At 67.5% G+C, this 11485-nt stretch carries 11 protein-coding genes; 4 read left to right on the forward strand and 7 right to left on the reverse strand.

The genetic code is table 11. From position 1 onward, the window contains the following. Positions 1–115: 115 nt before the first annotated feature. The 4 genes from AC07O0_RS06395 to AC07O0_RS06410 are packed head-to-tail and all read left to right on the forward strand — an operon-like array spanning position 116 to position 4175. Positions 116–1159 carry an ABC transporter substrate-binding protein gene (locus tag AC07O0_RS06395; protein ID WP_494621114.1) on the forward strand — a complete coding sequence of 348 codons (1044 nt, stop codon included), beginning with the start codon at positions 116–118 and terminating at the stop codon, positions 1157–1159. A gap of 41 nt (positions 1160–1200) precedes the next feature. After that, a complete protein-coding gene (locus AC07O0_RS06400; RefSeq protein ID WP_494621116.1) occupies positions 1201–2055 on the forward strand; it encodes an ABC transporter permease in 855 nt (284 codons plus the stop codon). Further along, on the forward strand, positions 2052–2798 hold the full coding sequence (locus tag AC07O0_RS06405) for an ABC transporter ATP-binding protein (RefSeq protein ID WP_494621118.1): 747 nt from the start codon (positions 2052–2054) through the stop codon (positions 2796–2798). The genes AC07O0_RS06400 and AC07O0_RS06405 overlap by 4 nt, the downstream gene beginning before the upstream one ends. A gap of 27 nt (positions 2799–2825) precedes the next feature. Beyond that, positions 2826–4175, forward strand: a complete 1350-nt coding sequence (locus AC07O0_RS06410; protein WP_494621120.1) for an LLM class flavin-dependent oxidoreductase — start codon at positions 2826–2828, stop codon at positions 4173–4175. A gap of 41 nt (positions 4176–4216) precedes the next feature. Here the strand turns inward: AC07O0_RS06410 and AC07O0_RS06415 are convergent, their stop codons facing one another. The 7 genes from AC07O0_RS06415 to doeB form a co-directional block, all read right to left on the reverse strand. Beyond that, complete coding sequence (locus AC07O0_RS06415; RefSeq protein WP_494621122.1) at positions 4217–5608, reverse strand: aspartate aminotransferase family protein; 1392 nt, start codon at positions 5606–5608, stop codon at positions 4217–4219. 35 nt (positions 5609–5643) lie between these two features. Next, complete coding sequence (locus AC07O0_RS06420; RefSeq protein ID WP_494621124.1) at positions 5644–7161, reverse strand: NAD-dependent succinate-semialdehyde dehydrogenase; 1518 nt, start codon at positions 7159–7161, stop codon at positions 5644–5646. A 126-nt stretch (positions 7162–7287) separates the two neighbouring features. Continuing rightward, positions 7288–8067, reverse strand: coding sequence for an ectoine/hydroxyectoine ABC transporter ATP-binding protein EhuA (gene ehuA / locus AC07O0_RS06425; RefSeq protein ID WP_494621126.1), 780 nt, complete (start codon positions 8065–8067; stop codon positions 7288–7290). Further along, on the reverse strand, positions 8064–8756 hold the full coding sequence (ehuD, locus tag AC07O0_RS06430; RefSeq protein WP_494621128.1) for an ectoine/hydroxyectoine ABC transporter permease subunit EhuD: 693 nt from the start codon (positions 8754–8756) through the stop codon (positions 8064–8066). The genes ehuA and ehuD overlap by 4 nt, the downstream gene beginning before the upstream one ends. A gap of 10 nt (positions 8757–8766) precedes the next feature. After that, entirely contained in the window at positions 8767–9432 is a 666-nt protein-coding gene (gene ehuC / locus AC07O0_RS06435) for an ectoine/hydroxyectoine ABC transporter permease subunit EhuC (RefSeq protein ID WP_494621130.1), read from the reverse strand. A gap of 80 nt (positions 9433–9512) precedes the next feature. Continuing rightward, positions 9513–10364, reverse strand: coding sequence for an ectoine/hydroxyectoine ABC transporter substrate-binding protein EhuB (gene ehuB, locus AC07O0_RS06440; protein WP_494621132.1), 852 nt, complete (start codon positions 10362–10364; stop codon positions 9513–9515). 106 nt (positions 10365–10470) lie between these two features. Next, the gene (doeB, locus tag AC07O0_RS06445; RefSeq protein ID WP_494621134.1) at positions 10471–11484 is read right to left on the reverse strand and encodes a N(2)-acetyl-L-2,4-diaminobutanoate deacetylase DoeB; all 1014 of its coding nucleotides are present in this window, start codon (positions 11482–11484) and stop codon (positions 10471–10473) included. Between the last annotated feature and the right edge of the window lies 1 nt (position 11485).

Consider the following 11485-nt stretch of genomic DNA (forward strand, 5'->3'; position numbering starts at 1 on the left):
CAGCGCAGTATATTAAAAAGAACGTTCGTTTGACTTAACGAACGATCCTTTCGCAGAATTCGACCACCCGGCGGCTCGACACAGTTCGAGGCCGGATTGGGCGAAAGGGACGACCATGGTCGACGCGACCGAGCCTTCGAAACGTATCGAGATCGACCGCCGTGCGCTGCTGGCGACGACCCTGCTGATGCCGCTCCTGGCCACCGCGGCCGGCAGCGCGAAGGCGCAGAGCCCGCTGCCGAGACAGATCCCTGCAGGGACGAAGCTGGTCGTGGCCGATCAGAACGAGGCCCTGCAGACGCTGATCCGGGCTTCCGGCGTGCAGGCCAAACTGTCGAGCGCGGTGACCTACGCCAATTTCCTCGGCGGGCCGGCGATCCTGGAAGCTTTCCGAGCCGGTGCGCTCGATCTTGCCACCGTCGGCAACACGCCGCCGATCCAGGCGCATGCTGCCGGTGAGAAGATCCCGATCGTTGCCGCGCGGGTCTCCTCCGAGACCGATTACTTCCTCGCGGTCCGGCCGGGCCTCAAGATCGGCAGCCTCGAGGAGCTGAAGGGCAGGAGCATCGCCTATGGCGAGGGCACCGGGCGCCAGCCTTTCGTCCTGAATGCGCTCAAGCTCGCCGGGCTGACACGCAAGGACGTCAAGCTCGTGCCGCTGCGGGCGGCCGATTTCCCTGATGCGATCCGCACCGGCCAGGTCGATGTCGCGGCGCTCAATGAACCGCACTTCTCGCGCTATCTCGCCGATTTCGCGGATCGGGGCGCAAGCGCGCTGCCGAAGGAGCAGAATGATCGCCTGCCCAAGAGCCTGACCTATCTCTATGCGAGCAAGAAGGCACTCGACGATCCGGCGAAGGCGGCGGCGATCCGCGAGTTCGTCGCGGGCTGGATCGATGCCAGCCGCTGGTCGCATGCCAATGTCGAGGCCTGGGTCGACGCCTATTACGTCAAGCGCCAGAACCTGAAGCCCGAAGACGGGCGCAAGATCGTCGGATCGGAGGGAGCTTACGAGTTCCCCGTGCTGGCCAGCCTGATCGCCAAGCAGCAGGCGCTGATCGACGTGATCTACGAGGCCGGGGACCTGCCGAAGCGCCTCGATGCGCGCGAGGAATTCGATCTGCGCTTCGACGACGTCATCTCCGCCAAGATCAACTGAGCAAGACCAACCGACGCCCCGCTTCGGATGGAAGGAGTGCCATGAGCATCGTCACTTATGCTCCCGAGCTTCAAGCTGACGTGGCGGCTGCGCACTCGGCTGGAACGCCTGCAGGCCGCCTACCGAAGCTGGCACCCGGCCGGCTGCCGCCGGGCGCGATCCTGTTCGGCCCGGTCGCGCTGGTCGTCATCTGGGAAATCGCTTCCGCCCTGGGCTGGCTTTCGCCCCGCTTCCTCGCGGCGCCCTCGACCGCGGTACTGACCGGCTTCGAGCTCCTGCGCAACGGCACCTTGGCCGATCATTTCCTTGCGTCGGCGAAGCGGGCCTATCTCGGGCTCGGCATCGGCGTCGCGATCGGCCTCGCGATGGCGCTGGCCGCCGGCCTCAGCCGGATCGGCGAGGCCTCGCTCGACGGGCTGGTACAGATCAAGCGCGCCGTGCCGACCCTGGCCCTGATCCCGCTCGCCATCCTCTGGCTCGGCATCGGTGAGGCGATGAAGATCGCGCTGATCGCCTCCAGCGTCCTGGTGCCGATTTACATCAATACGCATGCGGCGCTGCGCGGGATCGATATCCGCCATGTCGAGCTCGCTCGCAGCGTCGGGATCTCCCGCGGCGCCTTCCTGCGCGAAGTCGCGCTGCCCGGAGCGCTGCCTGGCTTCTTCACCGGCCTCCGGCTCGCCGTGACCACCTGCTGGACGGCGCTCGTCGTGCTCGAGCAGATCAACACCACCGAGGGCATCGGCTACCTGATGAACCGCGCCCGCGATTTCGGCCAGACCGACATCATCGTCGTCGGCCTCGCGATCTACGCCATCCTCGGGCTCGGCTCCGATTTCGCTGTCAGGGCTTGGGAGCGCAAGGCGCTGTCCTATCGCAAGGCGCTGGCGTCATGAACGCTTCGGCACACCCGCTGCGTCTGCCGCCGGCCGGTGAACCCGCCGCCGTCAGCCTGCGCGGCGTCACGCGTCGCTTCTCGGGCCGCAGCGTGCTGAGCGATGTCTCGCTCGATTTCGCGCCGGGCGAGTTCGTCGCGCTGATCGGCAAGAGCGGTTCGGGCAAGAGCACGCTGCTGCGCGCCATCGCCGGGCTCGACGACGGCGTCGAGGGCGAAGGCCGGATCAACGTCCCTGCCGATCGCTCGGTACTCTTCCAGGACTCTCGGCTGCTGCCGTGGAAGACCGTGCTGCAGAACGTCGTCTTCGGCCTGCGTGCCTCGGATGCGGACGATCGCGGGCGGGGTGCGCTCAGCGATGTCGGCCTGGCCGGACGCGAGAGCGCCTGGCCGAATGCACTCTCCGGCGGCGAGCAGCAGCGCGTGGCGCTGGCGCGCTCGCTGGTGCGCCAGCCGCGCCTGCTCCTGGCCGACGAGCCGTTCGGTGCGCTCGACGCGCTGACCCGGATCAAGATGCACGAACTGCTCTTCCGGCTGATCCGGCAACATCAGCCGACCGTGCTGCTGGTCACCCACGACGTGGACGAGGCGATCAAGCTCGCTGACCGCGTGCTGGTGATGGACGATGGCCGCATCATCGTCGACCGGCCGGTCGCACTGGCGCATCCGCGTCTCAAGGATCCGCATTTCGAGGCGCTGCGCGGCGATCTGCTCGCGGCGCTCGGTGTCTCCGACGCTTTCTAGAGCTCCCTCTTTCCAAGTGGACCGGCCATGTCACGCGAGCTGCATCTCAACCTCTTCATCCATGGCCGCGGTCATCACGAGACGGCATGGCGCCATCCATCGTCGACGAAGAGGGCGCTGAGCGATCTCACCTATTATCGCGACCTTGCGCTCGCGGCCGAAGCAGCCAAGCTCGATTCGATCTTCTTCGCCGATGCGCTGGCGCTGGGCGAAGAGGTTGCCCATGCCGCCCGCGGCGAGCTCGAGCCGCTGACACTGCTCGGCGCGCTCGCTGCATTGACCGAGCGTATCGGGCTGATCGCGACGGCCTCGACGACCTATAACGAACCCTACAATCTCGCCCGGCAATTCGCTTCGCTCGACCATCTCAGCGGCGGACGCGTCGGCTGGAACATCGTGACCTCCTGGGCGCCGGGGGCCGCCGTCAATTTCGGCCAGGAGGCGCAGGTCGGCATCGACCAGCGCTATGCGCGCGCCCATGATTTCGTCGAGGCGGTGTCCAGGCTCTGGGACAGCTGGGCCGCAGACGCGATCGTCGACGATCGCGATGCCGGCATCTATGCCCTGCCGGATCGTGTCCGGCGTGCTGAGCATCGCGGCAGCCATTTCAACGTCGCCGGAGCGCTCAACATCCCGCGCTCGCCGCAGGGGCGGCCGGTCTTCGTCCAGGCTGGCGCCTCGACCGACGGCCGCGCCTTTGCCGCCCGCTATGCCGAGGCGATCTTCACCGCCCATCTCAGCAAGGAGAGCGCGATCGCCTTCTATGCCGACGTCAAGACGCAGGCGCGCACGCTCGGCCGCGGCCCGGACCAGATCGTCATCCTGCCGGGCCTCAGCGCCGCGATCGGCTCGACCGAAGCGGAGGCGAAGCGGGTCTGGGAGGAGTTGAACGAGCTGTCACACCCCAGCGTCGGGCTGGCAAGGCTGTCAGGCCGCTTCGGCGGCCACGATTTCTCGCATCTGAAGCTCGACCAGGTTCTGTCCGTCGACGATTTTCCCGATCCGGCGCAGGTGCAGGCCTCCCGCAGCCGGGCGCAGTCGATCACCGCGCTCGTCGCGCGCGAGCGGCCGACATTGCGCGGCCTGCTGCATAGCCTCGCCGGCGCGCGCGGCCATTTCACCGCGACCGGAACCCCGGAGCAGATCGCCGGCATCATCGAGGACTGGTTCACCTCCGGCGCGGCGGACGGCTTCAACGTCATGCCGCCGATCCTGTCGGCCCAGTTCGAGATATTCGCCAGCGAGGTCATCCCGCTCCTGCGCAAGCGCGGTCTGTTCCGCAGCGAGTATCGCGACGGGACACTGCGTGACCGGCTGGGACTGGACCCGGTCCCGAGCCGCTTCGACGCAAACGAGCCAGCGAAGCGTTCGGCCTGAGGTGCAGGCGCAGCTGAGACCGTAATGTCGGCTGACGTCGGCTACTGGTGCGAAAGGATCGTGGCCACGGCGCGCCGGGTCGCGTCGACGACCTGATCGGCCTCCTGCCTGGTCAGGCAGAGCGGCGGCGCGAAGCCGAGGATGTCGCCCTGCGGCATGGCGCGGGCGATGACGCCCTGTTCCAGCAGGGCGGCGGCGATGCGTGGGCCGACCTTTTCGGAAGGATCGAAGAAGACGCGATCATCCCTGTCGCGAACGAACTCAACCGCTGCCAGCAGGCCCTCGCCGCGCACCTCGCCGACATAGGCGTGGCCGCCAACGGCGTCCTTCAGCGCCGCGTTGAAATAGGCGCCGACCTCGCCGGCATTGCGCACGAGGTCGAGCTCGTCGACCAGTTCGAGATTGGCGACGCCGGCGGCTGCACAGAGCGGATGCGAGGAATAGGTCCAGCCATGGCCGATCGGGCCGAACTCGTCCGAACCCTGTTCCAATACCCGCCAGAATTTCTCGGCCACGATGACGCCGGAGAGCGGCGCATAGGCCGAGGTCAGGCCCTTGGCGATGGTGATGAGGTCGGGCTCGATGCCGTAATGGTCCGAGCCGAACATGCTGCCGAGACGGCCGAAACCGGTGACGACCTCGTCGGCGATCAGCAGGATGTCGTATTTCCTGAGCACAGCCTGGATTTTCGCCCAATAGCCGGCGGGCGGTGGCACGATGCCGCCGGTGCCGAGCACCGGCTCGCCAATGAAGGCCGCGATCGTCTCCGGCCCTTCGGCCTGGATCAGCTCCTCAAGCCTGTCGGCACAGTGCTGCGAGAACTGTTCCTCGCTGAGACTGCGATCCTCGCGGCGGTAATAGTAGGGCGCCTCGGTGTGCAGGACCGGCGCCTTGGGCAGGTCGAACAGGTTGTGGAAGGCGGCAAGGCCGGTGAGGCTGCCGGTCATCACGCCCGAGCCGTGATAGCCGCGCCAGCGCGAGATGATCTTCTTCTTTTCCGGCCGCTTCATGACGTTGTTGTAGTACCAGACCAGCTTGAGATTGGTCTCGTTGGCGTCCGAGCCCGAGAGCCCGAAGAAGACCCGGCTCATGCCTTTCGGCGCGCGCTCCACCACCATCTTGGCGAGCCTGATCGAGGGCTCGGAGCCATGGCCGACATAGGCATGGTAATAGGGCAGCCTGGCCGCCTGCTCGGCGATCGCGTTGGTAATGGATTTCCGGCCATAGCCGACATTGACGCAATAGAGCCCGGCGAAGGCATCGAGGCTGCGCTTGCCGTCGCGGTCGACGATATAGACGCCCTCGCCCCCGGCGATGATGCGGTTCGGCGTCTCGCCGCGGGCATGCTGGCCCATATGCGTCGAGGGATGGAAGAAGTGGTCGCGGTCCCAGGCGTCCAGTTCGTTGTCGGTGCGGGCGGGGTGGTCGAGCATCAGAGTAATCCTTCGCGAAAGCGGAAAAAGGCGCCTCAGTTCAGGTCGAGGCAGACATATTTGAGGTCGGTGAAGGCCTCGAGGCCGTGGCGCGAGCCCTCGCGGCCGAGGCCGGATTGCTTCATCCCACCGAACGGGATCGGCGCGCCGGTGATCTTGACGCGGTTGACCGCGACCATGCCGTAGTCGAGTGCCCTGGTCAGGCGGGCGGCGCGAGCACCGTCGCGAGTCACGACATAGGCGACGAGGCCGTATTCGCTGTCATTGGCGCGGGCGATGACCTCGTCCTCGCCTTCGAAGGGGGCGATGGCGGCGACCGGCGCAAAGGTCTCCTCGCGCATGATCAGCGCCTCCTCCGGCACATCGGCGAGCACGGTCGGCGCCAGGAAGAGCGGGCCGGGCATGGCGCGCTCCGGCGTCAGCCGCTTTGCGCCGCGCGCCAGAGCATCAGTGATCTGGGCTTCGGCCTTGCGCCTGGCGGCGGCGTGCATCAGCGGGCCGATCTCGACGCCATCCTCCAGGCCAGCGCCGACCCGCAGCGCCGAGGTCCTCTCGGCGAAGGCGGCGCAGAAGCGCTCGTAGAGGCCGCGCTGCACATAGATCCGGTTGGCGGCGAGGCAGTCCTGGCCGGAGGTCGCGAATTTGGCGTCGATGGCGATCGCGACGGCGCGGTCGAGATCGGCATCATCGAAGACGATCAGCGGAGCATGGCCGCCGAGCTCCATCACCACGCGCTTGACCGTCGCGGCTGCATTGCGGGCGACGATCCGGCCGATCTCGGTCGAGCCGGTGAAGCTGACGGCGCGCACCCTTGTGTCGGCGCAATAGGTCTCGGCGATCGGCGCGGCGTCGCCGGTGACGACGTTGAAGACGCCCGCCGGCAGTCCGGCGCGGTCGGCGAGTTCGGCCAGCGCCAGCGCCGAGAGCGGCGTATGCGACGAGGGGTGGGCGACGATGGTGCAGCCGGCGGCGAGCGCGGCCGCGGCCTTGCGCGTCAGCATGGCCGAGGGGAAGTTCCACGGCGTCAGCAAGGCGGCGACGCCGACCGGCTCGCGCGACAGCGACATCTGCGCACCCGGGAGATGGCTGGTCACGCCCTCGGCATTCACCCGCAGCGCTTCCTCGGCGTAATAGGCGATGAAGTCGGCGGCGTAAGCGATCTCGCCGCGCGATTCCGCCAGCGGCTTGCCCTGTTCCAGCGTCATCAGCAGCGCGAGGTCCTCGGCGGCCGTCAGCATCGCCGCGTGCCAGCGCCGCAGCAACGCGGCACGCTCCTGCGGCAGCAACGCTTTCCATGTCGGGAAAGCGGCGTGAGCCGACTCGATCGCCCGCGTCGCTTCGGTCGTGCCGAGCGCTGCGACCTGTGCGACGAGAGCGCCGGTCGCGGGGTCGGTGACCGGGAAGGTCTCGCCATCCGCGGCGGCGGTCCAGCGCCCGCCGATATAGGAGAGCTGCCGCAGTAGGCGCCGATCGGAGAGGCGCGATAGGCCGGGATGCTCGGCCGGTTTGGCGATCGTAGCTTCTCGCCTCGCTGTGCTCGTCACTGCGCTCATGACCATCCTCCCTCGGTTGACGACGAGGCTAGGCGGAAGGCTGACGAGACTGTGTTCGAAGTGCCGGTTGCGTGCCGAGACAGTCTCGGAAGTTCGGGGCGCCGCCGATAGAAACTCGGCGCGCCTTCAGCCCAGCACCGAGGCCAGGAATTCGCGGGTACGCGGCTGCTCCGGCGCGCTGAAGATGCGTTCCGGCTCGCCCTGCTCGCAGATGCGGCCCTTGTCGAAGAAGCAGACCCGGTCGGAGACCTCGCGGGCAAAGCGCATCTCGTGGGTGACCAGCAGCATGGTGAGGTCGTGCTCGCTGGCGAGCCCGCGGATGACCGAGAGCACCTCGCCGACGAGCTGCGGGTCGAGCGCCGAGGTCGGCTCGTCGAAGAGCAGCACGCGCGGCCGCATGGCGAGCGCGCGGGCGATGGCGACGCGCTGCTGCTGGCCGCCGGAGAGCTGGGCGGGATAATGGTCCTTCTTGTCGGCGAGGCCGACCATGGCGAGCAGGTCGACGGCCCGGCATTCGGCCTCGCCGCGCGGCAGGCCGAGCACCCGCAGCGGCGCCTCGACGACATTGCGCAGCACGGTCATGTGCGGGAACAGGTTGAAGCTCTGGAAGACCATGCCGACATGGCTGCGGATCTGGCGCAGATGCCCGTCCGAGGCCTTGAACGGGCCGCCGGCATTCGGCTCGTGATAGGGCATGCCGGCAAGCGTCAGCCGGCCCTCCTGGAAGGGCTCCAGCGTCATCAGGATGCGCAGCACCGTCGACTTGCCCGAGCCCGACGGGCCGATCAGCGTGACTTTCTCGCCGCGGGCGACGCTGAAGTTGAAGTCGTCGAGCACGGTCAAGGCGCCGAAGCGCTTGGTCACGCCGGCGAATTCGATGATGGGCGCCTGAGTGGTTTCGGTCATCGCAGCGGGATCCCTGCTTTCGGCAGCGCCTTCTGCAGCCGGTGCAGACCGGCCGAGCAGATCAGCGTGAGGAGGAGGAAGATCAGGCCGACCAGGGTCAGCGGCACGAGGTATTCGAAGGTGCGCTCGCCGATCATGTTGGCCAGGCCCATCATCTCGAGCACGGTGACGACGGAGAGCACCGGCGTCTCCTTGATCATGGCGACGAGGTAGTTGCCCATCGCCGGCAGGATGCGCGGCACGATCTGCGGCACGACGATGTCGCGATAGGTCTGCAGCCGGGAGAGGTTCAGCGCGGTCGCCGCCTCCCATTGCCCGCGCGGCACCGCCTCGATGCCGCCGCGATAGACCTCGGAGGTATAGGCCGAGTACTGCAGCCCGAGCGCGAGTGCCCCGGTGAGGAAGGCCGGCAGCGTGATGCCGTAATCCGGCAGCACGTAGTAGAGGAAGAAGAGCTGCACCAGCAGCGGGGTGTCGCGCAGGAACTCGACGACGATGGCGGTGGTCCAGGACACGGCGGTGTAGCGGCTGCGCCTCAGCAGCGCGAAGACGAGGCCGAGCACCAGTGCGATCGCAAAGCCGGCGGCGGCCGCCTGCAGGGTCACGGTGAGGCCGATCAGGATGATCGGCAGGATCGAGGACGCGTAGCTCAGCGGCGTCGTCGTATCCCATTCGAAGCCGTACATCATGCGCGGCCCCTCACGAATGCGCCGCGCGCGGGAAGGCGGCGCCGCGCCGGACCAGCCGCTCGATCAGCCGCATGATCAGCATCAGCACCAGCGACATCGCGAAGTAGCCGACCAGCGTCAGGCTGTAGACGCCGGCGCTGTCGAGGGTGAGGTTGCGGATCGACTGTGCCCGGAAGGTCAGGTCGGCGATCGAGATCAGCGAGACCAGCGAGGACAGCTTCAGCGTCTCGATGGCGAGATTGCCGAAGGCCGGCATCATCTCGACCAGCGCCTGCGGCAGGGTGATGTGGAGAAGCGTCTGGGCGCGGCCGAAATTCAGCGCCCGCGCCGCCTCGTGCTGCTGGACCGAGACCGATTGCAGCGCGCCACGGACGATCTCGGAGCCATAGGCGCCGACATGCAGCGAGAGCACCAGGATGCCGGTGGCGACCGGCTCGAAGCTGATCCCGACGAGCGGCAGGGCGTAGTAGAACCAGAACAGCTGGACGAGCAGCGAGGTGCCGCGAAAGAGCTCGGTGTAGCAAAGCGCGACCAGCGACAGCACGCGCCCGCCCTCGACGCGGGCGATGCCGGCCGCGAAGGCCGCGACGGCGCCGATCGCGATCGCCGCCAAGGTGATCCCGGCGGTGATCAGCGCGCCCCGCGACAAGGCGGGCAGATAGGACAGCCACTCCATCCGGCAGGCTCCGCGACGAGGTTGAACAGGCGTGGAGCTCCGCCCACCATCCGGCGGGCGGAACGATGTCGATCAGAAACCTATTTGCCGGCGCAGAGATCCTCGACCTTGCGATCCGCCGCTGCCTTGATGCTGGCTTCCGAGAGGCCGTAGGTGCCGAGGATCTTCCTGTAGTCGTCGGTCTTGCGGAACTCGACGAGGGCGACGTTGAAGGCGTCACGCAGTTCCTTGTCCTCGGGCCGGAAGGCGAAGCCGCCGAAATTGCGGACCGGCTTGCCGTTGACGACCGGATCGGTGAAGGGCGCGACCTGCTCGACATTGGCCTGGCCCTTGGCGAGCGAGGCGACGGTGAGTTCGGTCGCAGCATAGGCGTCGGCACGGCTCTGCACGGTGGCGAGCGCGTCGGCATTGGCGGTGATGAAGATCACCTGGCTGTCCTTGACGCCGACGGCGCGCAGGAAGTCGATGTTGTTCGCGCCCGAGACGACCGCGACCTTCAGCGACGGATCCTTGGCGATGTCGGCATAGGTCGTCAGCTTCTTCGGGTTGCCCTTCTTCACCAGCAGGCCCTCGCCATAGGACGAGTTCGGCTCGGTGAAGGAGACCTGCTTGCAGCGTTCGGGCGAGATGTTCTGCTCGGCCGCAACGAAGTCGAAGCGCTTGGCCTTGAGGCCGGGGATCAGCGTGCCGAACGGCGTCACCGACCAGTTGGCCTCGGCGACGCCGAGCTTCTTCAGCACGGCATTGGCGACATCGGGACCGATGCCGGCCGAGGTGCCGTCATCCTTCATGTAGGAATAGGGCACCTCATTGGCCGTCGCGACGCGGATATAGCCCTGGTCCTTGACGTCCTTGAGCGTGGTCGCGCCGGCGGCGGAAAGGCCGATGGTAAGAGCAATGGCGGAGAGACCCGCGATCTTCAGAAACGGCATCTGCAATTCTCCTCTGGTTGATGTTTCTCCGCATGCCGATTGCTTCGGCTTCTCTGGCGTCTTCGCGCCGGCGGTTTGGCTTGGACCGGTCGCCCGGCCGAATGGGTCAGGGCGCCTCCGTCAGCACGGCGAGCACCGAGAGGCAGTCGCCCGCCTTGATCAGTCCGGGGACGTGGCGCGCAGCGAGGACACCGTCCATCGCGGCCTGGTACTCGGCCGGGGCGAGCCCGGTCTTTCCGACGGGATAGACCCGGGCGATGACCTCGCCGGCGCGCACCGGTTCGCCGAGGTCGTGCTCGAAGACGATCAGCCCGTCATCCCCAGCGAAGCTGAAGCAGTCGGCCGAGGGCATGTCGAGCCAGCTTGTTGGCTCCGTCTCGGGCGTTCCCGCGAGGATTCCGGCATGCCTGAGCAGATTGCCGGCGCCGCGCCGGGCGATGCCGATGCTGCGGGCGCTCGCCGTCCCGGCGCCGCCGAGCTCTGTCGTGACGAAGACCTTGCCCATCTCCTCGACGGTAGTGTCGAGCATGCCGACGGCGTCGATCTCCAGCATCTTCATCGAGTAGGGCGCGGAGAAGGCGGCGACCGCCGCAAAGCAGCGCGCCTCCTGCGCCTTGTCCGGCAGTTCGTGTGCGGCGGCATAAGGCAGGAAATCGAGCGTCTTTCCGCCGGAATGGAAGTCGAGCACGATGTCGGCCAGCGGCACGAGATGGCGCGTGACGTAGTCGGCGATCTTCTGCGTAACGGTGCCATCCGGCCGGCCGGGAAAGCTGCGGTTGAGATTGCCCTTGTCGATCGGCGAAGTCCGTGTCCCCGCCCGGAAGGCCGGATAGTTCAGCGCCGGAACGATGATCACCCGGCCCGAGATCCCGGCCGGATCGAGGGTCCGGGCCAGCTCGAACAGCGCCGCCGGCCCCTCATATTCGTCGCCATGGTTCGCGCCGGTCAGCAGCGCGGTCGGCCCGTCCCCGTTAGCGATCACGCAGATCGGGATCATCACCGAGCCCCAGGCGCTGTCGTCGCGGCTATAGGGCAGGCGCAGATGGCCGTGCTGGACGCCCGGCGCCGAGAGGTCGATCGTCGGGGTCACCGGCGAGGGGCGGGGCGAGGCGGTCAGCATC

The sequence above is a fragment of the Allobosea sp. GW821-FHT10B12 genome (genome assembly GCF_059415545.1).